At 64.5% G+C, this 22,850-nt stretch carries 20 protein-coding genes; 11 read left to right on the top strand and 9 right to left on the bottom strand.

Going from position 1 to position 22,850, the window contains the following annotated elements; translation table 11 throughout:
* Nucleotide 1: 1 nt before the first annotated feature.
* From M3A49_RS16240 to M3A49_RS16210, 7 genes are all read left to right on the top strand, one after another.
* The gene (locus tag M3A49_RS16240; protein ID WP_266229578.1) at nt 2-1,048 is read left to right on the top strand and encodes a Gfo/Idh/MocA family protein; all 1,047 of its coding nucleotides are present in this window, start codon (nt 2-4) and stop codon (nt 1,046-1,048) included.
* Complete coding sequence (locus M3A49_RS16235) at nt 1,045-3,006, top strand: hypothetical protein (RefSeq protein ID WP_266229576.1); 1,962 nt, start codon at nt 1,045-1,047, stop codon at nt 3,004-3,006. Before M3A49_RS16240 ends, M3A49_RS16235 begins: the two co-directional genes overlap by 4 nt.
* Before the next feature lie 140 nt (nt 3,007-3,146).
* Nucleotides 3,147-4,502: an MFS transporter gene (locus tag M3A49_RS16230; protein ID WP_266229575.1), complete on the top strand. Its 1,356-nt coding sequence runs from the start codon at nt 3,147-3,149 to the stop codon at nt 4,500-4,502.
* A 38-nt stretch (nt 4,503-4,540) separates the two neighbouring features.
* On the top strand, nt 4,541-5,371 hold the full coding sequence (locus M3A49_RS16225) for a phosphogluconate dehydrogenase C-terminal domain-containing protein (RefSeq protein ID WP_266229573.1): 831 nt from the start codon (nt 4,541-4,543) through the stop codon (nt 5,369-5,371).
* A 20-nt stretch (nt 5,372-5,391) separates the two neighbouring features.
* Complete coding sequence (locus M3A49_RS16220; protein WP_266229572.1) at nt 5,392-6,636, top strand: ribulose-bisphosphate carboxylase large subunit family protein; 1,245 nt, start codon at nt 5,392-5,394, stop codon at nt 6,634-6,636.
* Nucleotides 6,637-6,644: 8 nt separating this feature from the next.
* On the top strand, nt 6,645-8,024 hold the full coding sequence (gene oiaK / locus M3A49_RS16215; RefSeq protein ID WP_266229570.1) for a 3-oxo-isoapionate kinase OiaK: 1,380 nt from the start codon (nt 6,645-6,647) through the stop codon (nt 8,022-8,024).
* A 73-nt stretch (nt 8,025-8,097) separates the two neighbouring features.
* Nucleotides 8,098-8,805, top strand: a complete 708-nt coding sequence (locus M3A49_RS16210) for a transcriptional regulator NanR (protein ID WP_254354305.1) — start codon at nt 8,098-8,100, stop codon at nt 8,803-8,805.
* An 84-nt stretch (nt 8,806-8,889) separates the two neighbouring features.
* Here M3A49_RS16210 and aspA read toward each other — a convergent pair whose 3' ends face one another.
* The 6 genes from aspA to M3A49_RS16180 form a co-directional block, all read right to left on the bottom strand.
* Nucleotides 8,890-10,308: an aspartate ammonia-lyase gene (gene aspA / locus M3A49_RS16205; protein ID WP_266229569.1), complete on the bottom strand. Its 1,419-nt coding sequence runs from the start codon at nt 10,306-10,308 to the stop codon at nt 8,890-8,892.
* Nucleotides 10,309-10,336: 28 nt separating this feature from the next.
* Nucleotides 10,337-11,803, bottom strand: coding sequence for an aspartate/glutamate racemase family protein (locus M3A49_RS16200; protein ID WP_266229763.1), 1,467 nt, complete (start codon nt 11,801-11,803; stop codon nt 10,337-10,339).
* Nucleotides 11,800-13,095, bottom strand: coding sequence for a dicarboxylate/amino acid:cation symporter (locus M3A49_RS16195; protein ID WP_266229566.1), 1,296 nt, complete (start codon nt 13,093-13,095; stop codon nt 11,800-11,802). Before M3A49_RS16195 ends, M3A49_RS16200 begins: the two co-directional genes overlap by 4 nt.
* Before the next feature lie 182 nt (nt 13,096-13,277).
* The gene (locus M3A49_RS16190; RefSeq protein ID WP_266229565.1) at nt 13,278-14,192 is read right to left on the bottom strand and encodes a LysR substrate-binding domain-containing protein; all 915 of its coding nucleotides are present in this window, start codon (nt 14,190-14,192) and stop codon (nt 13,278-13,280) included.
* Nucleotides 14,193-14,371: 179 nt separating this feature from the next.
* Nucleotides 14,372-15,514 (bottom strand): asparaginase, encoded by a 1,143-nt coding sequence (locus M3A49_RS16185; protein WP_266229564.1) that lies wholly within the window; start codon nt 15,512-15,514, stop codon nt 14,372-14,374.
* A gap of 552 nt (nt 15,515-16,066) precedes the next feature.
* Complete coding sequence (locus M3A49_RS16180; RefSeq protein ID WP_254354308.1) at nt 16,067-16,702, bottom strand: LysE family translocator; 636 nt, start codon at nt 16,700-16,702, stop codon at nt 16,067-16,069.
* A 394-nt stretch (nt 16,703-17,096) separates the two neighbouring features.
* Between M3A49_RS16180 and M3A49_RS16175 the strand changes: the two genes are divergently transcribed.
* Nucleotides 17,097-17,321 (top strand): hypothetical protein, encoded by a 225-nt coding sequence (locus M3A49_RS16175; protein ID WP_266229563.1) that lies wholly within the window; start codon nt 17,097-17,099, stop codon nt 17,319-17,321.
* A 165-nt stretch (nt 17,322-17,486) separates the two neighbouring features.
* Here the strand turns inward: M3A49_RS16175 and M3A49_RS16170 are convergent, their stop codons facing one another.
* Nucleotides 17,487-18,776, bottom strand: coding sequence for an MFS transporter (locus M3A49_RS16170; protein WP_416338965.1), 1,290 nt, complete (start codon nt 18,774-18,776; stop codon nt 17,487-17,489).
* Nucleotides 18,777-18,871: 95 nt separating this feature from the next.
* Here M3A49_RS16170 and M3A49_RS16165 point away from each other — a divergent pair, with 95 nt between their 5' ends.
* Nucleotides 18,872-19,777 carry a LysR family transcriptional regulator gene (locus M3A49_RS16165; RefSeq protein ID WP_266229561.1) on the top strand — a complete coding sequence of 302 codons (906 nt, stop codon included), beginning with the start codon at nt 18,872-18,874 and terminating at the stop codon, nt 19,775-19,777.
* Nucleotides 19,778-19,795: 18 nt separating this feature from the next.
* Here M3A49_RS16165 and M3A49_RS16160 read toward each other — a convergent pair whose 3' ends face one another.
* Complete coding sequence (locus M3A49_RS16160) at nt 19,796-20,701, bottom strand: aldo/keto reductase family oxidoreductase (RefSeq protein WP_266229560.1); 906 nt, start codon at nt 20,699-20,701, stop codon at nt 19,796-19,798.
* A gap of 130 nt (nt 20,702-20,831) precedes the next feature.
* Between M3A49_RS16160 and M3A49_RS16155 the strand changes: the two genes are divergently transcribed.
* Nucleotides 20,832-21,743 (top strand): LysR family transcriptional regulator, encoded by a 912-nt coding sequence (locus M3A49_RS16155; RefSeq protein ID WP_254354322.1) that lies wholly within the window; start codon nt 20,832-20,834, stop codon nt 21,741-21,743.
* A gap of 61 nt (nt 21,744-21,804) precedes the next feature.
* Here the strand turns inward: M3A49_RS16155 and M3A49_RS16150 are convergent, their stop codons facing one another.
* Nucleotides 21,805-22,302, bottom strand: a complete 498-nt coding sequence (locus tag M3A49_RS16150) for a GAF domain-containing protein (protein WP_069268631.1) — start codon at nt 22,300-22,302, stop codon at nt 21,805-21,807.
* A gap of 253 nt (nt 22,303-22,555) precedes the next feature.
* Here M3A49_RS16150 and M3A49_RS16145 point away from each other — a divergent pair.
* Nucleotides 22,556-22,850: isocitrate/isopropylmalate family dehydrogenase (locus tag M3A49_RS16145; RefSeq protein WP_266229559.1), on the top strand; the 295-nt coding region annotated here is incomplete at its 3' end.

The raw sequence follows: 22,850 nt of genomic DNA, 5'->3' as shown, positions 1-22,850 counted from the left end.
GATGAGTGCAACACCGGCGCAATTGAAGGGCGCGTTGATCGGCTGCGGATTCTTCTCGTTCAATCATCTGCATGCGTGGCAGGACATCGACGGCGCACGGATCGTCGCGCTGTGCGACGCCAACCGCGCGCGTCTCGACGAGGTCGGCGACAGGTTCGGCATCGAACGGCGTTACACGGATGCGGCGACGATGCTGCGCGAAGAGCGGCTCGATTTCGTCGATATCGCGACCACCGTGCCGAGTCACCGAGCGCTCGTGCAGCTTGCGGCGGCGGCCGGCGTGGCCACGATCTGCCAGAAGCCGTTCGCCTCCACGCTCACCGATGCGCGCGCGATGGTTCAAGCGTGCCACGAGGCCGGCGTGCCGCTGATGGTTCACGAAAACTTTCGCTGGCAGAGCGCGATCCAGGCCGTCGGAAGGGCGCTGCGCGAGGGAGCGATCGGGCAACCGTTCTGGGGCCGTGTGTCGTTTCGTTCTGCCTATGATGTGTTTAGCGGCCAACCCTATCTGGCGCAGGGCGAGCGCTTTATCGTCGAAGATCTCGGCATACACATTCTCGATATCGCGCGCTTCCTGTTCGGCGACGTGGCGCGCGTGAGCGCAACGACCGCGCGCGTGAACCCTTCGATTCGCGGCGAAGACGTCGCGACGATCCTGCTCGCGCATGAAAACGGCGTGAGCAGCGTGGTGGATTGCAGCTACGCGACGCAGTTGCCGCGCGAGTTCTTTCCGCAGACGTTCATCGAAGTCGACGGCGCCGAGGGTTCGCTGCGGCTCTTGGCCGACTACCAGTTGCAGATCCATACGCGTACAGGTACGGAGTTGCGCAACGTCGCACCGCGTGCGCTCTCATGGACGAGCGAGCCCTGGGTGGCGATCCAGGGCAGCGTGTCCAGCATTCAGTCGCACTGGCTGGATTGCCTGCGGCGCGGCGTCGAGCCTGCCACGAGCGGTCGCGACAATCTGCGTACGCTGGAACTTGTGGAGGCCACGTATCTTTCGGCACGCGAGGGGCGCAGCGTCGTGCCAGGAGAGGCGGCGTCATGAGCGCGAGTATCAACAACGCGGTCTACTACGGCACGGAGCAGCCGGTGACACCGGCGCGCCGCCTCGAAGCGGGACCGTGGTCGGCATGGCTGATCGACGGCGCATTGCACGACATCCGTTATCAAGGCACCGAAGTCATACGCGCCGTGTCGTTTCTCGTGCGGGACAAGGACTGGGGCACCTGCCGTCCCGAGATCGAGCGCATCGATGTCGAAGAGACGGCGGGCGGCTTTCACGTCGCGTATGACGCGCGCTGCGCGAATCCGGACGGAGATGCGCTCAGCTTTGCACTTGCCATCGATGGCTCTGGCCATGGCGCGCTCTCGTTTCGCAGCGACGTCACCGTGTATTCTGACTTTCTCGCGGCGCGTTGCGGGTTTTGCGTGCTGCATCCCATCGACGGCGTAGCAGGCGCGCCTGCGCGTGTGGAGCACGGCGATGGCAGTCGTGAAAGCGCGGCTTTCCCGGCGTTGATCGATCCGTGGCAGCCCTTCAAGGACATCGCGGCAATCGAACACGATCTGCCGAACGGATTGACGGTGCGTTGCACCTTCACGGGCGACGTGTTCGAGATGGAAGACCAGCGCAACTGGTCCGATGCGTCGTTCAAGACCTACTCACGACCGCTTGAACTACCCTGGCCCTATACGCTGGAAAAGGGCGCGGCGTTCGCGCAGACGGTGACGCTGAGCGTGAGCGCGGCGGACGATGTGGCGAAGGCGGCGCAAAAGACGCGCGAGCCTGGCGCACTCACGATCGAAATCGGGGGCGCTGACTCCGCGCTGCCCGAAGCCATACCTGCGATCGGCGTAGCGATCGCCGCACACGATGCTGCGGCGGCGCTCGCGAATCTCGCGTTGCTTGCAGAACTCGGGCCGCAGCAATTGACGCTCGGCTTCGACCCGCTTGCGAGCGCTGGCATGGCCGAGCTTGAGCGCTTTGCGCAGTTGCAGCGCGAAAGCGGCGTGCCCGCCGTGCTGGAGTTTGCATTGCCCGGTGTCGAGGCGCCGCCTGTGGAACTCTCGCGTCTCGCTGCCCAGATCGACCAGGCGGGCCTCGCCTTGACGGGCATCGTCGTGAGCCCGGCCGTGCATCGGCAGTCGAACCCGCCGGGCAGCGTGAGCCCGCCGTGCCCCGCGCTCGATGAGGTCTATCGCGAGGCGCGCCGTGCGTTCCCCAAGCTACGCCTTGGCGGCGGCATGCTGAGCTACTTCACCGAACTGAACCGCAAGCGGCCGCCGCTCGACATGGTCGACTGGGTCACCCACGCGACGTGCCCCATCGTGCACGCTGCCGACGACCGCAGTGTGATGCAGACGCTCGAAGCCATTCCCCACATCACGCGCTCGTGCCGCGCGCTGATCGGCGGGCAGCCCTACGCGATCGGGCCGGTCTCGATCGGCATGCGGCAGAACCCGTACGGTTCGCGCGTGATGCCGAATCCCGCAGGCGAACGCGTCGCCATGGCCGCCAACGATCCGCGCCAGCGCGCCCTGTTCGGCGCGACCTGGCTCGCCGGATACGCGGCTGCGCTCGAAGGCGCGGGAATCGAAACGCTCACGCTTGGCGCCTTGACGGGCTCGCGCGGGCTTGCCGATGTGGACGGCAACACGCCCGCACGCTACCCGGTTCTCGATGTCGCGAAGGCATTGGCTCGCATGGCAGGAGCGGCGCGCCTGCGCGTCACGGGAAGCGGCGCTGCCGCCGGTATCGCGTGCCTCGCAGCACGCCACGCAGACGGCGCGATCGAACTCGTGCTGGCCAATCTGACGAGCGAGCCACGCGAGGTTCAGCTCGAATTCGACGAAACAGTACACACGTCGCTGCAGGCGACGAGCCTCGACGAATGGACGTTGAGCGGACGGCCCGACGCGCCCCTGCCGTGGACGCTGTCGCCCGGTGTTCCGGTAACGCTGCGTCCGTTTGCCTGTGTGTTCGCGTCTTCGCGCGTGGTGTAGGCGCAGCGTTCGCAGCTCATAAGCGCTGGGGCGTGCTGGCATGTCGGTGGAAATACCAGGTGTTGTCGTTCCGTCATGATGGTCTACTCATCATACCAGCACATATGATCTGTTGCAGATCATCTCGCGGGAGCAAATACATGCAAGCCGTTTCAGGAAAAGCCGAATCCGCTTTCGAACGTCCGACGATCCGCAAGGTCTCGCTGCGCCTCGTGCCGTTCGTCGCCTTGATGTTCTTCATCAACTTCCTCGACCGCACCGCGATCTCGTTTGCCGGCCCGAACGGGATGGCGCACGACCTCGGTCTCGACGCGGCCCAGTTCGGTTTCGCGGCGGGCGTGTTCTCTATCGGCTACATCTTTCTCGAAGTGCCGAGCATCCTGGCGCTGCATCGCTACGGCGCGCGCCGCTGGCTCGCGCGCATCATGGTGACGTGGGGCGTGGTCGCGCTCCTGCTCGCGTGGGTCGACAGCGCGACCTCGCTCTATGTGCTGCGTTTCCTGCTGGGCGTAGCGGAGGCGGGCTTTTTCCCCGGCGCGATCCTTTTCCTCAGCAACTGGGTGCCGCAGCGCCATCGCAGCCATATCCTTGCGCTGTTTTATCTGGCGCAGCCGCTCACCATCGTGATCGGCGCGCCGTTCGCCGCGCTGCTCATCGGGGCGCATGGGTGGTTCGGGCTGGCGGGGTGGCGCGTGATGTTCATCGGTGTGGCCTTGCCCGCCATCGTGGTGGGCGTGATCGCGTGGTTCTATCTGAGCGACCGTCCCTCGCAGGCGCGCTGGCTCACACGGGACGAACAGGCATGGCTCACCGCGGAAATCGAAGCCGAGGCGCGCGCAAAAGAGCAGGACGCCGTGAGCCACGGCGCGCATGCGGGCGCGGCCCTGCTGAGCCCGCGCGTGTGGATGTTTTCGCTGATGTACTTTGGCCTCGTCTATGGCCTCTATGCGCTCGCGTTCTTCCTGCCGACCATCATCGGCGGATTCGAAGGGCAGTTCGGCACGCACTTCAACGTGTTCCAGAAGGGGCTCATTACGGCCATTCCGTATCTGCCGGCCGCCATCGCACTCTTCGTCTGGAGCCGCGACGCCACGCGCCGCGGCGTGCGCGGATGGCACGTCGGGATTCCCGCGGTGCTCGGCGCGCTGAGCATTCCGCTCGCGCTCTACATGAAGTCGCCGGCCGCCAGCATTGCCGTCATCACGGTGACGGCCTGCGCCGTGTTCGCCGCGCTGCCGTGCTTCTGGACGCTGCCGGCCCGCTCGCTCTCGGGCGCGGGCGCCGCCGCTGGCATCGCGCTCATCAACACGGTCGGCAACGTGGCGGGCTTCGTCGCGCCTTACGTGACGGGCGCCATGCACGATGCAACCGGCTCCTACCACGCGCCGATGTTCGTCGTCGGCGCACTGATGCTGCTGAGCGCGGTGCTCGCGCTGGCTTTCGCCCGGGAACCGCGCGCAGCACGCGAGGGCGCACGCACGCTCGCCGCGAACTGATCGAACCTGGACTCACGGACCTTGCAAGGAGGATGAGCATGAAAGAGAAAATCGCGCTCTTTGGCGCGGGCGGAAAGATGGGCTTTCGCCTTTCGGGCAACCTGCAGAAGTCGGACTACCGCGTGGCGCACGTGGAAGTCGGCGAGGCGGGCCGCAAGCGACTCAAGGACGAGCTGAACATCGACTGCGTGTCGGTCGAAGCGGCGCTCGATAGCGCCCACGTCGTCATCCTCGCCGTGCCCGATACGCTGATCGGCAAGCTGAGCCACGAGATCTCGCCCATGCTGAAGGCCGGCACGATGGTGATGACGCTCGACGCCGCCGCGCCGTTCGCGGGCCATCTGCCGGAGCGGCCCGATCTCACGTACTTCGTGGCGCATCCATGCCATCCGATCATCTTTAACTACGATGTCGATGAAAAGTCACTTCACGATCATTTCGGTGGCGCATACGCGAAGCAGTCGATCACGAGCGCGCTGATGCAGGGCCCGGATGAGGCGTTCGATCTCGGCGAAGACGTGGCGAAAACCATCTACGCGCCGATCCTGCGCTCGTATCGCCTGAGTGTGGACCAGATGGCCATGCTCGAGCCGGGCCTCTCCGAAACAGTCTGCGCGACGCTCCTGTACGTGATGCGAGAAGCGATGGACGAGACCATCCAGCGCGGCGTGCCCAAGGAAGCGGCGCGCGACTTCCTGCTCGGCCACATGAACATCCTGAGCGCGGTGATCTTCAACGAGATACCCGGCGCGTTCTCCGACGCCTGCAACAAGGCGATCGAATTCGGCAAACCGCGCCTCATGCGCGACGACTGGAAGGGCGTGTTCGACCGCGCCGAGATCGCCGAGAGCATTCGCCGCATCACCTGACCCGAAACAGGAAGCACACCGTGACCGAACGTATTCACGCGACTTACTGGCTGGAAACCGGCGATGATCCGCGGCGTGCCGCCGACGTCATCGCCGGAGAGCAGTCGAGCGGCACCTTCGTCGCACTGCCAAACGAAACCCCCGAGCTGAAGGCGCGCTCGGGCGCGCGGGTCGAGCGCCTCGACGTGCTCGAAACCGCGGATGCGCCGAGCCTGCCCGGCGGCATGCGCTCAGACACCTACACGCGCTGTACGCTCGAACTCTCGTGGCCGATCGGGAATTTCGGCGCGTCGCTGCCGAATCTGATGTCGACCATTGCGGGCAACCTGTTCGAGCTGCGTCAGGTGTCGGGCCTGAGGCTCACCGGGCTGCGACTGCCAGAGTCGTTCGCGGCGGCCTATCCGGGGCCGGCGTTCGGCATCGAAGGCACGCGTCGCCTCACGGGCGTGGCGCGAGGTCCACTGATCGGCACGATCATCAAGCCGAGCGTGGGGCTCTCGCCCGAGCAAACCGCGCAGCAGGTGCGCGAGCTCGTGCAGGGCGGCATCGACTTTATCAAGGATGACGAACTACAGGCCGATGGCCCGCATTGTCCTTTCGACGAACGCGTGAAGGCGGTGATGCGCGTGGTCGACGAGCACGCCGAACGCACCGGTAAAAAGGTGATGGTGGCGTTCAATCTCACGGGCGACCTCGACCAGATGCGCCGGCGCCACGATCTCGTGCTCGCGTATGGCGGGACGTGCGTGATGGCCGTGCTCAATTCGGTAGGGATTGTGGGACTGCATGAGTTGCGGCGGCATTCGCAGTTGCCCATCCACGCGCATCGGGCGGGGTGGGGCTACCTCTCGCGCAGTCCGGCGCTCGGTTGGGACTACGCGCCGTGGCAGATGATCTGGCGTCTCGCGGGAGCGGACCACGTGCACGTGAACGGCCTGCGCAACAAGTTCAGCGAGCCCGACGAAAGCGTGATCGCCGCTGCGCGCGCCGTGCTCGCGCCCGTGATGGCAAGCGCCCCAATGCCGGCCATGCCTGTTTTCAGCTCGGGGCAGACCGGCCTGCAGGCCGCCGATACCTACGCCGCACTCGGTTGCGCGGATCTCATCCACACGGCGGGCGGCGGCATCTTCGGACACCCGCAGGGCGTGGCCGCGGGCGTCGATGCATTGCGCGAAGCCTGGTGCGCCGCCATCGAAGGCGTACCGCTGGAGCAGCACGCGCAAAGGCATCCGTCCTTGCGCGCGGCGCTCGGCTTCTGGAAGTGAGCAGCGGGATGGCCGAAGCAAACAACGCGTCCCTGCCCGAGGGCCTGCTGCTCGCGTATTACGGCGACGACTTCACGGGGTCGACCGATGCGATGGAGGCCATGACGGCCGCGGGCATCCCCACCATCCTTTTTCTCGATACGCCCACACCCGAGGCGCTCGCGCGTTTTCCCGAGGCGCGTTGTGTGGGCATTGCGGGATCGTCGCGCGGGCGCAGCACGGCGTGGATGCGCGAGACGCTGCCACATGCTTTTTCGAGCCTCGCCGCGCTCGGCGCACCGGTGCTGCAGTACAAGGTGTGCTCCACGTTCGATTCGTCGCCTGAGGTCGGTTCGATTGGCGCCGCGATCGACATCGGCGCGCAGCACATGCCGGGGCGCTGGTCGCCCATGGTGATCGGCGCACCGCGCCTGAAACGCTACCAGGTGTTCGGCAATCTCTTCGCAGCCGTCGACGGCGTCGGCTATCGCCTCGACCGTCATCCGACGATGGCGCGCCACCCCGTGACGCCGATGGACGAAGCCGATCTGCGCCGCCATCTCGCGCGGCAGACGGCGCGCCGCGTCGAACTCGTCGACATGCTTCAGTTGCGCGCCGGGGAGGGCGTCACACGCGTGGGCATGCTATGCGCGGACGATACCCCCGTCGTGCTGATCGATGTGCTCGACGACGAAACGTTGGCAGAAGCGGGCCGCCTCGTTTGGGAAGCGCGTGGAGAAGGGGTGTTCACGGCCTCGTCATCGGGCCTCCAGTACGCGCTTGCCGCGTACTGGCGCTCGCGAGGCTGGCTGCCTGCTGCGCCGTCGTTGCCCGCGGCGAGCCCGGTCGAGGCGATTGGCGTGGTGAGCGGCAGTTGTTCGCCTGTCACCGCGGCACAGATTGGCTGGGCACGCCAGCACGGTTTTCACGTGGATCGGCTCGACCTCGCGCGTGCCCTCGATTCGCAGGCCGGACCCGCTGAAATCGAACGGGCGGCCGGTGCGGCTACGCAAGCCATCGTCAGCGGAAGCAGCGCCTTGGTCCACAGCGCGGAAGGCCCGGACGACCCGGTCGTGCGCGGCTTCGACGAGATTGCGCGGCGCTCCGGACGCACGCGCCAGGACGCTGCCCGCGAGGTGGGCCGTGCGCTCGCTGAGTTGATGCGGCGCATGCTCGATCGCACCGGCGTCTCGCGTGTGGTCGTTGCGGGCGGCGACAGTTCGGGCGAGGTCGCCAGCGCGCTCGGTATTGACGCGCTGAGTGTGGCGGCGGGCGTGGCGCCCGGTGCGCCGCTGTGCCGGGCGTGGTCGAGCGCTGCCGGGCGCGATGGCCTCGAAATCGTGCTCAAGGGCGGACAGATCGGCCAGGCCGACTTCTTTGGCGCCGTGCGCGAAGGGCAGACGAAGTGATCCGGCGGTGACGTGGTGGCCGGCGGCGCGGTGTGGTATTGTCATTACACCAGACGTTTACAGTACCACTGCAATGGGCGAGATCATTCCACGTCGCAAGCTATACCAGGAAGTCGTCGACCGGCTCATGGAACGCATCCGTGCGGGCGAGATCGCGCCCGGCGCACAGTTGCCGTCCGAGCGCGAGCTGATGGAGATATACGGCGTCGGGCGGCCGGCGGTGCGCGAAGCGCTGCAGGCGCTGGAGCGTTCCGGCATCGTCGAGATCGTGCATGGTGAGCGCGCCCGCGTGGTCGTGCCGACAGCCGACCGCCTGATCGCCCAGATCGCCGGTGGCGCGCTGCATCTGCTGCGCACCCAGCCCGACATGCTCGAGCACCTCAAGCATGCGCGGCTCTTCCTGGAAACCGGCACTGCCCGCATGGCAGCCGAGCGGGCTACTGAAGAGGACGTCGCACGGCTTCAGTTAAGCGTGGCGCAGCATCGCGCGTCCATGGTCAATCTCGCGGAATTCATCGAGAGGGACATGGCGTTCCACCGCGAAATTGCGAAGATCAGCGGCAACCCGATTTTTCCCTCGATCGTGGAGTCGCTGTTCCGGTGGGCGGGCGAATACTACCAGCCGCTCGTGCGCGCGCCAGGCGTTGAGGAGCTGACGCTCACCGAGCATCAACGCATCGTCGATGCGATCGCCGCCCGTGACGGCGACGCCGCCGAGGAGGCGATGCGCGCCCATCTTACGCGCGCCAACGAACTCTACCGTATGCAAGGTCGCAATTAGCCATACGGTGGCTGGCCGTCCAGCTGCATGAACGCGCTGGACTTCAGCCGGATGTGGCGGTGTTTGATTGGCGGCGTACGGCAACTATGCAAGCGGCAGGTGATGCCTCGGCTGCGTCAGCATCGTTGGCTTGAGAATGTCCTCGAGTTGCGCCCGCGTGAGCAATCCTCTCTCAATGACAATATCGGCGACGCTCCTTCCCGAGACGAGCGCTTCCTGGGCTACCTGCGTCGCATTCGTATAGCCGATGTACGGATTCAGTGCGGTCACGATGCCGATCGAATTTTCAACGAGCGAACGAAGTCGCTCGCGATTGGCCGTGATCCCGTCGACACACCTCGACGCCAGGGTGAGACATCCCGCACGCAGGTGCGCCACGCTCTTGAACAGGCTGTGCGCAATGACCGGCTCGAACGCATTCAACTGCAATTGACCGGCCTCCGCGGCAAAGCTTACCGTCACGTCATTGCCAATGACTTCGAAAGCGATCTGGTTCACCACCTCCGGAATGACCGGGTTGACCTTGCCCGGCATGATGCTGGAGCCCGCCTGAACCGGCGGCAGATTGATCTCGCCAAGGCCTGCGCGCGGGCCGCTCGATAGCAGGCGAAGGTCATTGCAGGTCTTTGAAAGCTTGACCGCCACGCGCTTGAGCACGCCCGACAGTTGCACGAACGAGCCGACGTCCTGGGTCGCCTCCACGAGATTGGGCGACGTCGTCACCGGGATACCCGTGACGCTGGCCAAATGGCGGCAGACGAGCGGCGCATAGTCGGGCGACGTGTTGATGCCCGTGCCGATCGCCGTGGCGCCCAGGTTGATTTCGCAAATCAGTTTTGACGCTTCCCGCAGACGTTCCTGATCTTCTTCGAGCATGACTGCGAAGGTGCTGAACTCCTGTCCCAGGGTCATGGGGACCGCGTCCTGCAACTGGGTTCGCCCCATCTTCAGATCGTCGCGAAACTCCGCCGCCTTCCGTTCGAACGATTCGCGCAAGACGCCCATCGCATCGACCAGTTGCGCAATGCCCATATACGTGGCGATTTTCAGCGCAGTCGGATAAACGTCGTTGGTGCTTTGCCCCAGATTCACATCTTCGTTTGGGTGCAGTACCGCGTAGTCCCCTCGTTCGTGACCAAGATGTTCGAGCGCGAGATTGGCAATCACCTCGTTCGCGTTCATGTTGGTCGACGTGCCGGCCCCGCCCTGAATCACGTCGACGACGAACTGGTCGTGGACAACCCCCTCACGGATCTGCTGGCACGCATGAACGATGGCCTTCATCTTGTGCTCGGGGAGCAGGCGCAACTCGTAGTTCGCTATCGCCGCGGCCTCTTTCACGTACGCCAGGGCGTTGACCAGATTCGGATAAGTCGAGATCGGAATGCCGGTAATCGGAAAATTGGCGAGCGCACGAAGCGTATGGACTCCGTAATAGGCTTCATTGGGCACGGCGAGGTCGCCAAGAAGATCGTGTTCGATGCGTTCAGAACGATTGGACATCTCTTTGCTCCGTTGGAGAGTGTTCGGGTCAACCGAGGGTCGCGTCTGCCGACAATGCGTACGCGATGCACTGTCGAGCGAGAACGTCGGTGGGATCAATCAGCCTGACGCGCGCGCCGCCGCTGCCCACGAATTCACTCCCGGTCAAAAGGAGCGGGAGTTCGGTGCACCCAAGGACGACGACTTCAACGCCTTCGGCAATCAGTCCTTCCATGGCGGCAGCGATGTCTTCCTGACACTGCCCCGTCGTCAATCCCGCCTTGACGCCATGTTTGCCGTAGATGGCTTCCATTACGCGCTCCTGTAGCGCCGGGGAGGGCACGACTTGATGAAGATCCTGCGATTCGAGCGCCTTTCGATAGACCCCGCTCTCGATCGTGCCCGATGTCGCGAGCACGCCGACATCACGAAGCGCCGGATAAGTCTCGCGCAGATAGCCGACCGTGACCGTCAACATGTTCACAATCGGGATGTTGAGGTACGGCTGGATGCGCTCGACGAATGCATGCGCAGTGTTGCACGGAATGGCGATGATGTCCGCGCCGCCGTCTTCGAGCCGCTTGCACGTCGCGTACAGCGAGACCGTTGGGTCCGCGCCGTCGCCGATCAGATTCTCGGTGCGGTCCGGAATCTGCGGGTTCTGTTCGACCAGCAGCTTGATGTGATCCTGGTCGCGCGTGGCGGGCGTATTGCGGACAATCTTCTGCAGAAAATCGACCGTCGCCGCGGGCCCCACACCGCCCACGACCCCAACCTTGAAGTTGTGAGACGGCGAACCGTAGCCGCCAGAGACGACGTACTGCGCATACGCGAGGTTGGCATCGACGAGCGGCACGCCCAGCGGGCCGATTTCATCCGCAACCAGGGCGATTTCTGTCATGCCGGGCACGATCACCTGGGCACCTTGCTCGACCAGATCCCGGCAAGCCTCGCGCAACAGCTCGACCGGACGCCCGCGCAGGTTCCCGCTCTTGATGCCGTCCGATCCATATACCGCTTCCGTAACCGGATCGAAGCGTTCAGCGCATCGAGGGTGGATGATTTCGAACTCGGGCGACGCAAAGTACCGTTCAAACAGGCGCTTTTCCCGCGTGTAGTCGGAGGCGAGTATGCCGATGCGGCTTACACCCGGGAACTTGCGTCGCACATGGCTGCGAACCGCCTCGATCATGTCCACGATCTGCAAGCGCGTGTTCGCGCGCAGTTCGTCGATGAAGGTGTGACTGAGAAAGCACGGCAGCACGACCGTGGTCACGCCGCGCTTCTCGAAGTCCCGGATCATCTCGAAGATGTACAGCTTGCGTTCCGTCGTCGCGGTGCTTCCGGAGCCCGAGTTGGGAAATGGCGACTGCTGAAAGATTGCGTCGAAGTGTTCGGCATCGGTCGATGCGGGCGTCGCCTTCACCAGTTTGAAGAAAACATCTGCGCTTGCCAGCGGCCCCAGGCCGCCGACAATACCGAACTTGCGCTTGTGGCCGGCGACATCGGAAGTCATTTTGCTCCACCATGCGCCGGGCCGAAAATCTGTTCGTCGTCCTCGATGAAGTCGGCGGCGTTGCTCGCTCGCGCGCCTTCCCACTTCGCGATCACCGCGGTCGCCACGCTGTTGCCGATCACATTGGTCATCGTGCGGCCCATGTCGAGGATCTGGTCGATCGCAAGCACCATGGCCACGCCTTCGACCGGCAAATGGAACATCGGCGCCACTGCCGCGACCACCACCACCGAGCCGCGCGGGACGCTGGCGATGCCCTTGCTGCTTAGCATCAGCACGAGCAGCATGAAGAACTGCTGCGAGATCGGCATGTTGACCCCGAACGCCTGGGCAATGAAGATGGCCGCGAACGCCTGATACATCATCGAGCCGTCCAGATTGAACGCATAGCCCAGCGGAAGCGTGAAGCCGACGACTTTCTTGTCGACGCCAAAGCGCTCCAGCTGCTCGGTCAGCCGCGGATAGGCCGCCTCGCTGCTCGCCGTCGCAAACGCGATCATGGCGGGTTCGCGCACCGCCTTGAGCAAGGTGCCGACGCGACGGCCGAGGAACAGATAGCCGACGAAAACCAGGATCGCCCACAGCACGACCAGCCCCAGATAGAAGGAGCCAATCAACTTGCCATACGTGTAGATGACGTCGAGGCCGCGCAGCGTCACCGCCGAGGCGATCGCACCGAACACGCCGAAGGGCGCCGCCCGCATGACGTAGTTCGTCACCCGCAGCATGACGGGCACCATGCCTTCAATCATCTCGATCACGACCTTGACGCGCGCGTCGCGCTTCGTTGCGCTCAGTCCAAGGCCGAGGAAGACGGAGAAGACCAGGATCTGCAGGATGTCGTTACGCGCCATGGCGTCGAGCAGGCTGGTCGGAAAGGCGTGGGTCAGGACGTCCCTGAAGTTCAGTGCCGAGGTATTCAGGCCGGTATCGACCTCGCCGGTACCCGCCACCATGTGCAGGCCGGCCCCCGGCTGCAGGAGATTGGCGAAGACGAGGCCCACCGTGAGCGAAATCAGCGACGCGCAAACGAACCAGCCCACCGAACGCAAACCGATGCGGCCGACGTCCTGGCCGCTGTCCATGCCGGCGAGGCCCGACACCAGCGTGACGAACACCAGTGGCGCGATGATCATCTTGATGAGACGCAGGAAGATGTCCGTGATGATCGAGAAGTATCCTGCAATGGCTTTGAGTGTCGCCGGGTCGGATGTGCTGGCGTGACATGCGTAGCCCGCAATGACGCCCAGTATCATGCCAACGGCAATAAAAACGGTGAGGCGATTTTTCATTTCCGTCTGTCCTTGAGTGACGCAAGGTGGTCAAGACATGACCGGTGTACGTTGAGAGACGCCTGGAGCGAGATCGACTGCGACCTCGGCCAAGCGTTGGGAGGCATATTAGGGGTGCCAAAAGAAGCGATGATGCCGTTGTTGCATGCGCGTATGCGAATTTTGCATAACGCGGGAATACCCTAGACGCCAGACTGTACAACCGCGCGAAGATGCTGCCAGAGCGTATCGAGAAACTCACTGCGATTCGATGCGTCGCGGTAGACCCGAAGCTCGATATCCAGATTCCAGGGCGTCGGCCCTGCGGGGACCAGTTCACTCGCATCCAGTTCCGCGGCTATCGCGCTCTTCGGCAGCCACGCCATCCCTTCGCCTTCCATGACCATTTTTTTGAGCACCTCGGCCATGTCCGATTCATAGTGAAGCAACAAGGACGGTGCAGAGGGGGCTCGACCGAGCAGCACTGCAAGGCAACGGCCGAAATAGCTCGTCTCCGTGTATGAAATGTGAGGCAGCGGCTGTTTTGCGGTTCCTGGCAGTCGATACATCGGCGCGGAACGCAGGTTTGGCCGGCTGGCGGGCATGAGCGTGTCGATACCCACCGTGAGATGCTCATACTTCGCGGGATCGAGATGCAAGGGCAGTTCAGGGTGGTGGTAGGCGAACATCAATTCGCAGTTGCCGTTCACGAGCGTCAGGATCGAGTCGTGCACATTGGCCGGCACCACGCGCGCGCGCACGTCCCCGAAGTGGGCGGAAAGCGCCTTGAGCCACGCAGGCAGAAAATTCAGCGCGATCGTGTGGCCAGCGGCAATCTGGAGGCTCTTGCCTGCGATGCGTTTTTCAGTCCGGATGATGGCGCGTGTATCGAAGAGCTTATTCAGGATGTCTTCAGCGACTTCGCGGAAGAGTTGACCTGCGGGCGTCAACACCGGAGGGAAGCTGCTGCGATCGATTAATTCCGCGCCGACCCATTGCTCCAGCGATTGAATGCGCCGGCTGAACCCAGACTGCGTGACATTGCGGAACTCCGCTGCGCGCGAAAAGCTCTGGTATTGAGCAAGGGCGATGAAGTCCTCGACCCACTTGATTTCCATATGTATGGCCCGCCTTCCGAGACGCGAAATACCGTTTTCAGGAAGCTCCGATCTTACGCTGGTACCGTTGCACCAGGTCACGCTCGCTATCGCGACTGACCCGCTGAAAGTCGGTGATCGCAACCATGCGAATTGCACCCGCGCCGACTCATTGCGGGCGCAATCCACTCCGGCTTCGGTCAGTAAGTCGCAGAAAACGCGGCCTGGACCTGCGCGGGGGACGTGATCCCATTGGCGATCAGCAGTTGGGTCAGCAAACGGGCCTTCTCGGGATTGAGATCGAGGGACGCGACAAATCCGCTCTTGTCATCGTCGACTTCGACGTTGCGGTTCACGAAACCCGACACAACCCGCGAAGACCGAACGACAACGACGCCCATTTTTGCGGCGCGCTGCATGGCCAGCATGGCGGCGTTGGAAACGTCGCCGTCGCCGACCCCCGCGATCACGATCCCCTTCGCCTTGTCTGCGATCGCATGGTCGATTTGTGTCGCGTCCATGTTGCTGTGCGCGAAGACAATCTCGACCCGGGGCAATTGTCCGTCAGCGGGCAGCGTGTACGAGGACTTGCGAGCCGCGAGGACGGGCGCAACGAAGCGGATCGACGCCGGATCCACGTAGCCGATTGGCCCGGCGTTGGGAGACAGAAACGTCTGAAGGGAAGTGGTATTCGTTTTGGTGATCCAGCGCGGATCATGAATCGTATCGTTCATGACCACCATCACACCACGCCCCTGCGACTGAGGGCTTGCGGCAACTTCAACGGCTTCGAGGAGGTTATTGGGGCCGTCAGCACTGGTGACACCGCCCGGTCGCATCGATCCTACGAGCACGACAGGCTTGGTGGAATGGATAACGTTCTTCAGAAAGAACGCGGTTTCCTCCATCGTGTCCGTGCCATGCGTGATCACGACACCGTCTGCCTCGCCGCGATCAAAAACCTCATTGATGCGTTTGGCGAGGTGGAACCAGACCTTGTCGTTCATGTCTTGCGAACCGATATTCGAAATCTGCTCCGCCGAGATCGTGGCGAATTTCTCGATGCCAGGTACATCCTTGATCAACTGCTGCCCGGTGCGCTCGCCCGAGTTGTATCCGATTGCGGAACGGGCATCCGCCGTTCCGGAGATCGTGCCTCCGGTTGCAAGCACGATGACGCGCGGAAGTTGTTTTGGCTGGCCGGAGGCATTCGTTTGTTGTTCGGCGCTGGTGTCCGCGGCCGCGGCGGGCGTGGAATAGAGCGGAAGGGCAAGGAATATGGCCAGTGCGGCGGCAATGGTCGTACGAAAATGAGCCGATACGGGGTGCGCGAATTTATTCATGATCGTGTGCAAATGGAAGAGACCTTAGACGGAAGGAACGGCGAACTCACCGGCTCGTTGATGAACTGAACAAAGCGGGCGATCCCTCGACTCCGAATTCGATTGGTTGCGGGATGGATCACGCCTCACACCTCACACCAGAGTCAGACCGGATGGTAGAAGCGGTCAAAAAAAGGACGATGCGGGGGTGGCATGTCCCTATGCGAGACTCGCATAACGTGGGAAAACCCTGGTCTCGCCGACGTGCGATGCCAGTCTCTTTGGTCTGGAGCAGGGTAGCCACAGATACGATATATCCGTAGCAGTCCAGATTAATTTGCGCGTGGGTGGAAGCATTTCTCATCTCCACAGATCAGACCGGCGACTACCGGCCGGCCGGCCTGGCGCGTGCATCCGGGAGAGCGAAATGGAATCTATCGGTAAGGCGTTACGCGCCGATATGTTGCGATTCCGGCCCAGGCAGGCGCTTGGGCTGCAAACAGGGAAGCAGTGAACTCTGAAGTTAGAGTTTTATGGTTCCCGTGCCACGTCCATCGCGCCGCCCGGCAAGCCTTACTGCCGAATCAAAGCCATCATCGCGCCAAACCCGACGAACACCCCGCCCGTCACGCGGTTGAACGCTTTTGCCACGCGGCGGCTCTTGAGCGTCGCGCCGATGCGCGTGCCGAAACCCGCGTAGACGAGATACCAGCTCACTTCGCACACGGCGAAGGTCGCAACGAGCACGCCGAACTGCGGCAGCACCGGTCGGGTCGCGTCGATGAACTGGGGCAGGAGCGCCGCCGCGAAAAGGATCGCCTTCGGGTTGCTGCCACCGACGAAGAAGCCGTTGCGATAGAGCGCGAGCGGCGAGCGTACGGGGCGTGCGGCCACACGTTCGGCAACGTCCGCGGCGGCCTCGGGCACGGGTGCGCCCCAGGCTTTGATGCCCAGGTACACGAGGTACGCGGCGCCGATGAAGCGCAGCGCGTTGAACATGGTCGGCCACGCTTGCAGGAACACGCCGAGCCCGGCTGCCGAAACGGCCAGCATCAGAACCAGCGCGGAAAGGCAGCCGGCCATAGTCGCGCTCGTGCGGCGCAGTCCGTACTGCGCGCCGTGCGACATGATGAGCAGCATGTTAGGACCGGGGATGGCGCAGACGACGAAGACGGTGACGAGGAACAGCCACCAGGTATGCAGATTCATTGCAGCGGCGAGATCAAAGAGGGCTGGAAAACGGCGAAGGGACGATTATGCCAGCGGACGGCGTGAGCCAGGCCGCGGCCCGCAGGCCAGGGGCGAGCCAGCGCCCGGTGAAAACGCGAGGCAGCAAAAAGAAAAGCCCGCAGCAAATGCGGGCTTGAACCATGCCAAGGGAGACATGGAGGAGACAACCTCACTATAGTCAAACAATTGACGCGTCGCAATATGCGTTCGTATATAACATCGTTAATCATTGTCAGATTAATGAGTTAGTGATTGATGCGGCCATCGAGCAGGCACACAATGAAGCGGCGCGCTCGCTGGATGGAAGGTGCGGCGCACGGGGGGCGAGACATCGCCTCGTCAGCCCGGAGCGGGTTTCAACTGGAGGGGTGAAATGGGCATTCTGGACAAGGTGGGTGAAATTGCCGGTGCGGTCGCTGCTGTGGAAGGCGCCGAGAAGCTCGATCCGAATGCAGGCTTCCTGACCAAGGCAGCCGCCGCGGTTGCCGGTTTCGAGGGCGCCAAGGAAGTCGAGCAGCTAGTCGAGAAGAAGGAAGACGAAAAGCCCGCCGACGACAACACCGCGCAGCCCGCGGAAGGGTCGGATCAGCAGACGTGAGCGCATCGACGCGCGCATGACAGGTTGACCGGGAAGTCGGGCGCGCTTCGCTTCGTTTGGCTTCGTGTCGTTTCGTATCGTTCGATACGCGAGTGGCAACGCAGATACAGGAAAGCCGCGGCTGAATCAGCCGCGGCTTTTTTCATGGGTTCGCCGGGCGGGGCGTTACCGGCTAGAAGCCGGCGACGCGCGGTAGACGAAGCCGAGCGCGATGACCGCTACCGTGAAGCCGAGGGCGACCAGGCACACGCCGCTCCAGCGTGCCGTGGCCCACGCCGCGCCGGCCATGAGCGCGCCGGCCGCGCCGCCGATGAAGAACATCCCGACGAAAATCGCGTTGAGCCGGCCGCGCGCGGCTGGGTTGAGCAGGTTGATCGCGCGCCGTCCGAGCGTCTGGTCGGCGATGACGCCCGCATCGAGCGCAGCCGCGCCCACAACGAGCAGGCCGAGCGCCAGCGCGGGATGCGCGGCGGGCGAAAAGCCGCCCCAGCCCGCGCCCGCTACGCCCAGGAGCACGACCGCGCCGGGCATCGTCGCGTGCGCGGCGTATTGCACCGCGCGCCCCGCGCCATGATCGCCCAGCCGGCCCGCGAGCGGCGTGACGATCGCGCCGCTCGCGCCCGCCAGCGCGAACGCGGCAATGCCGTGCATGCCGAGCGAAAACGGCGGCTGCGAAAGCAGCAGGGCGACCGCGGTCCAGAACGCCGAGAAGGCGCCCAGGGCTAGCGCCGCAAGGAGGGCGCTGCGTCGCAGAACGCGCTCGGTGCGCAGCAACGTCCAGAGCGAATAAAGCAGATCGGCGTAGCGCGCAGTCACGCTCGGCATGCGGCGCGGCGTGCGCAGAAAGAGGATCACCGCGAGCAGGGCATCCGCCACCGCTTCGATACCGTAGAAGGCGCGCCAGCCCAGCGTTCCCGCAATCAGGCTCGCGAGCGGCCGTGACAGCAGGATGCCCAGCATCAGGCCGCTCATCACGTTGCCTACGGCCTGCCCGCGCTGGCTTTCGGGCGCCATCGAGGCGGCCATGGGCACGAGCATCTGGATCACGCTGGAGGTCGCACCCGCGAGGAACGCCGCGGCGAGAAAGAGCGGGCCCGAGCGCGCCTGCGCCGCGAGGGCCAGAAAGACAGAACACGCCAGCAGCGTGCGGAAAATCAGGCGGCGGTTTTCGAGCAGATCGCAGAGCGGCACGAGTAGCAGCAGGCCGGCTGCGTAGCCGAGCTGCGGCAGCATGGCGACCGCGCCGACGAATTCCGGGCGCAACTGCAGTGACTGGCTCACGAGCCCGGCGAGCGGCTGGGCCGCGGACAGATTGACGACGATCACGCCGACTGCGGCGGCGAAGAACAGCGTCATCGGCAGCGTGAGCGTGGCGTGAGTGGCGTGACTAGCGTGGCTCGCGGGGGTGGCTTCGCGCGCCATCACGCGCGTGCAGGTTTCAGCAGGGTGCTCCATCGATTGGCTCCGCAACGTGGCAGGTTCACGTATCGTAGGGAGCGTCACGTTATGCGACAATTGAATTATCGCGATAATCTTTATGCGGAGTTATTGTGAACACCCGAGATCTGGAAGCCTTCGTGGCGGTGGTCGAAAGCGGCTCGCTAGTGCGGGCGTCGGAGCGGCTGTTCCTGACGCAGCCGGGCCTCACGCGCCGCGTGCAGAACCTGGAGACGACGCTCGGCATCGAGCTTCTGGACCGTCAGAGCAAGCCCCTCAAGCCCACGGCCGCGGGCAACGAGGTGTATGGCCTCGCGCGCTCGGTCCTGCGTGCGGTCGATGACCTGATGTCGGTCGCCTCGCCGGAGAGCGAGCCGGTCGGCGAACTCAAGCTCGGCGTGCCGCCGTTTCTCTCGGAACTTGCGCTCGAACAGCCCGTGGATCAATTGCGCGGTGAGTTTCCGAAGCTGACGCTGCGCGTGAGGGCGGGCTGGTCGCCAGGGCTCCTCGACGAGGTCGAGCGCGCACGACTCGATGCGGCGGTGATCCTGCTGCCCGCCGCGGTCACGCCGCCGCAGGGCGTGGTCGCGACTCAGCTCGGCTACACGCCGACCCTCGTCGTCGCGGCGCGCTCGTTTGGTTTGCCCGACGAGCCCACCACGCTCGCTGCGCTCGCGCACCATCCGTGGGTGCTGAACCAGGACGGCTGCGGGATGCGCTCGGCGCTGAGCCGTGCGATGGGCATGGCGGGTCTGCCGTTCAACGTCGCGGTCGAGGCCTTCGGCTCGGAACTGCAGCTTTCGCTGGTCGCGCGCGGCATGGGCGTCGGGCTCGCCGCGCCGCAGGCGCTCGCACGCAGCCCGCTGCGCGACCAGCTGCAGATCATCGACGCGACCGATTTCCGCTCGGGCCTGAATGTGTGGCTCGTGCACGGGGCGCTGCCTGGGCGCCTCGTGCGGCCGGTCGCCCTGATCCGCGACGCGCTGGCGAACAAGCTGGAGATGGCCGAAGTGGCATGACGGCGCGGTGCCTCGCGCTCAGGCGTGGGCGCCGCCGCCGTTGCTGCCGCTGCTGCCGCTGCTGCCGATGGCGTCAAGTTCGGCGAGCACGTCGTCGTCCAGCTCGAGCTGCGCGGCCGCCACGTTCTCGCGCAGATGCGAAAGCGTGGACGTGCCCGGAATCAGCAGGATGTTGGGCGAGCGCCGCAGGAGCCACGCCAGCGCGAGCGCCATCGGCGTGACTTCGAGGCGTGCGGCAACCGACGAAAGCGCCGACGACTGAATCGGCGTAAAGCCGCCGAGCGGAAAGAACGGCACGTAGGCAATGCCTTGCGCGGCCAGGGCGTCGATCAGGGCGTCGTCGTCGCGGTGCACGAGGTTGTAGTGGTTCTGCACGCACACGATCGGCACGAGGCGCTGCGCCGCCGCGATTTGCGCGGCGGTGGCGTTGGACATGCCGACGTTGCGCACGAGGCCGCGCTCGCGCAGGCGGGCGAGCGCCTCGACCTGCTTTTCCACGGGACCTTCGGACGGCTTGTGGACGTCGCCCATGATGCGCAGGTTGACCACATCGAGCGCGTCGAGACCCAGGTTGCGCAGGTTGTCGTGCACGGCGCGCTCGATGTCGGCGGGCTCCAGTGCCGGCAGCCAGGCGCCCTTGTCGTCGCGCACGGCGCCCACCTTGGTGACGATCGTGAGGTTCGGCGCATACGGATGCAGCGCCTCGCGGATGATCTGGTTCGTCACGTGCGGGCCGTAGAAGTCGCTCGTGTCGATGTGATCGACGCCCAGCTCCAGCGCCTCGCGCAAAACCGCGACGGCCTGCGCGCGGTCCTTCGGGGGCCCGAACACGCCGGGGCCTGCCAGTTGCATGGCGCCGTAGCCCATGCGGCTTACCTGGCGGCCGGCCAGTTCATAGGTGCTTGTGGGCTTGCGGTTCGGCATTGCGTACTCCTCGGTTGACGAATGCCCGCAGTATGGGCGCCTTCGAATTGTCCGATAATCCCATCTGATCAGTACAGGCTGTGCGGAAAATCGAACAATCTGATCGAACAGTGCGGGGTTAACCATGCCGATGGAAATGAACGATCTGGCCGCTTTCGTTTCGGTGGCGCGCGCGGGCGGCTTTCGCGATGCGGCGCGCGTGGGCGGCGTTTCCGCGTCGAGCCTGAGCGCCGCGGTGCGCAGACTGGAGGCGAAGCTCGGGCTGCGACTGTTGAACCGCACCACGCGCAGCGTCGCGCCGACCGAGGCGGGGCAGCGTCTGCTCGAATCGATCACACCGCTTTTCAGCGAGATGGAAGCGGCGCTCGACGTGCTCAACGGCTACCGCGAAAAGCCGGCGGGCACGCTCAAGCTCAACGTGCCCGCGAGCGCGGCGCGCACCATCCTGCCTCGCGTGCTCGCGCCGTTTCACCGCGCGTATCCCGAGATCCGCGTCGAGGTGGTGGTGGAGGACGGCTTCGTCGACGTGCTGCAGATCGGCTGCGACGCCGGAATCCGCTACGACGAGCGGCTCGAGCAGGACATGATCGCGATTCCCATCGGTGCGCGCGTGGAGCGCTTCGCGACGGTCGCTTCGCCCGCGTATCTCGCGGCGCGCGGGCGGCCTGACCACCCACGCGAGCTGCTCGACCACGCGTGCCTGCGCGTGCAGTTCGCGGGCGGGGCGATGCCGCTCTGGCATTTCGAGCGCGACGGCGAAGTGCTGCGCCTCGACCCGCCCACGCCGCTCGTCGTGCGTCCCGGCGCGGCACTCGACCTGCTGATCAACATGGCGCTCGATGGCGTCGGCATCGTGTATCTGTTCGAAGAGATGTTGCTGCCGCATATCCGCAGCGGCGCGCTCGTGCGCCTGCTCGACGACTGGGACGTGTCGTTTCCGGGGCCGTTTCTCTACTACCCTGGGCGGAGGCACCTGCCGGCGCCGCTGCGCGCGTTCGTCGACTTCGTCAAGGCGAATGCGTCAGACGATTCGGCATCCTGAGTAGGTGTCGAACGATGTACGTCGCCCACTCAGGATGATGCGGCGTTTCTCCTTCCAACGCTTAGCGACGCTTCATGCCGTACTCGATGAACGTGCGGCACAGCAATTCCATGCCTTTCGCGTCCTCTTCGTCGAAGCGCGCGAGATGCGGGCTGTCCACGTCCCATACGCCGATCAGCTCGCCGTCCGGCGTGACGAGGGGCACGACGATTTCCGACTGCGAAGCCGAATCGCATGCAATGTGGCCCGCGAACGCATGCACGTCGGGCACCACCTGCGTTTGCCGCGTGGCCGCCGCCGTGCCGCATACGCCCTTGCCCAGGGGAATGCGCACGCACGCCGGTTTGCCCTGGAACGGACCGACCACGAGCTCGGTGCCGTCGAACGAATAGAAGCCCGCCCAGTTCAGGCCTTCGAGCGAATGAAACACGAGCGAAGCGAAGTTCGCGGCGTTCGCGATGACGTCGGTTTCGCCTTCGATCAGCGAGCGCGCCTGCGCCGCCAGCGATTCGTAGAGGGCGGGTTTGTCGGAGGGAAGGGTGTCGGAAAGCGAGAACATAAGTCGGTCGATCAGGATATACGCCGTTTCAGCGAAAGGCGCGGTGGAGCCAACCGGGAGTGTAGGCGAGATCGGGCATCGGCAGGAAATCGCCGGGCGCTGAATATGGCGCATCCATGGACCGTAGCGCGCCCTCGTGCGATTATTCACGTTTCGTGTTGAATCTATCCACGCCTGCGGGGCTGGTCGCCGGCGGGTTTTCAGGCATGCTGGCGCATCAGGACAGATTCAGCACAGAAACGGAGAACGCGACATGAGCAAGACATTAAAAATCGCCGCCATTGCCGGCGACGGTATCGGCCAGGAAGTGATGCCCGAGGGCGTGCGCGCCGTCGAGGCGGCGGCCGCGAAGTTCGGCCTGAACCTCGAAATCACCCATTTCGACTGGGCAAGCTGCGACTACTACCTGCAGCACGGCAAGATGATGCCCGACGACTGGTTCGCCACGCTCAAGGGTTTTGACGCGATCTATTTCGGCGCGGTCGGCTGGCCCGACAAGGTGCCCGATCACATTTCGCTGTGGGGCTCGCTCCTGAAGTTCCGCCGTG

The sequence above is a fragment of the Paraburkholderia sp. CNPSo 3076 genome, assembly GCF_026343935.1.
GTDB lineage: Bacteria > Pseudomonadota > Gammaproteobacteria > Burkholderiales > Burkholderiaceae > Paraburkholderia > Paraburkholderia nodosa.
Note: the sequence above shows the minus strand (reverse complement) of the source record. Positions and strands in the feature narration are given on the sequence as shown.

Excerpts from the sequence above, each read along its gene's own strand:
- M3A49_RS16160 (WP_266229560.1), bottom strand. The coding sequence starts at position 20,701 with ATGCCGAACCGCAAGCCCACAAGCACCTATGAACTGGCCGGCCGCCAG.
- M3A49_RS16190 (WP_266229565.1), bottom strand. The coding sequence starts at position 14,192 with ATGGAAATCAAGTGGGTCGAGGACTTCATCGCCCTTGCTCAATACCAG.
- M3A49_RS16185 (WP_266229564.1), bottom strand. The coding sequence starts at position 15,514 with ATGAATAAATTCGCGCACCCCGTATCGGCTCATTTTCGTACGACCATT.
- M3A49_RS16150 (WP_069268631.1), bottom strand. The coding sequence starts at position 22,302 with ATGTTCTCGCTTTCCGACACCCTTCCCTCCGACAAACCCGCCCTCTAC.
- aspA (WP_266229569.1), bottom strand. The coding sequence starts at position 10,308 with ATGTCCAATCGTTCTGAACGCATCGAACACGATCTTCTTGGCGACCTC.
- M3A49_RS16235 (WP_266229576.1), top strand. The coding sequence starts at position 1,045 with ATGAGCGCGAGTATCAACAACGCGGTCTACTACGGCACGGAGCAGCCG.
- M3A49_RS16175 (WP_266229563.1), top strand. The coding sequence starts at position 17,097 with ATGGGCATTCTGGACAAGGTGGGTGAAATTGCCGGTGCGGTCGCTGCT.
- M3A49_RS16180 (WP_254354308.1), bottom strand. The coding sequence starts at position 16,702 with ATGAATCTGCATACCTGGTGGCTGTTCCTCGTCACCGTCTTCGTCGTC.
- M3A49_RS16200 (WP_266229763.1), bottom strand. The coding sequence starts at position 11,803 with ATGACTTCCGATGTCGCCGGCCACAAGCGCAAGTTCGGTATTGTCGGC.
- oiaK (WP_266229570.1), top strand. The coding sequence starts at position 6,645 with ATGGCCGAAGCAAACAACGCGTCCCTGCCCGAGGGCCTGCTGCTCGCG.
- M3A49_RS16225 (WP_266229573.1), top strand. The coding sequence starts at position 4,541 with ATGAAAGAGAAAATCGCGCTCTTTGGCGCGGGCGGAAAGATGGGCTTT.
- M3A49_RS16210 (WP_254354305.1), top strand. The coding sequence starts at position 8,098 with ATGGGCGAGATCATTCCACGTCGCAAGCTATACCAGGAAGTCGTCGAC.
- M3A49_RS16240 (WP_266229578.1), top strand. The coding sequence starts at position 2 with ATGAGTGCAACACCGGCGCAATTGAAGGGCGCGTTGATCGGCTGCGGA.
- M3A49_RS16195 (WP_266229566.1), bottom strand. The coding sequence starts at position 13,095 with ATGAAAAATCGCCTCACCGTTTTTATTGCCGTTGGCATGATACTGGGC.
- M3A49_RS16170 (WP_416338965.1), bottom strand. The coding sequence starts at position 18,776 with ATGGAGCACCCTGCTGAAACCTGCACGCGCGTGATGGCGCGCGAAGCC.
- M3A49_RS16230 (WP_266229575.1), top strand. The coding sequence starts at position 3,147 with ATGCAAGCCGTTTCAGGAAAAGCCGAATCCGCTTTCGAACGTCCGACG.
- M3A49_RS16155 (WP_254354322.1), top strand. The coding sequence starts at position 20,832 with ATGGAAATGAACGATCTGGCCGCTTTCGTTTCGGTGGCGCGCGCGGGC.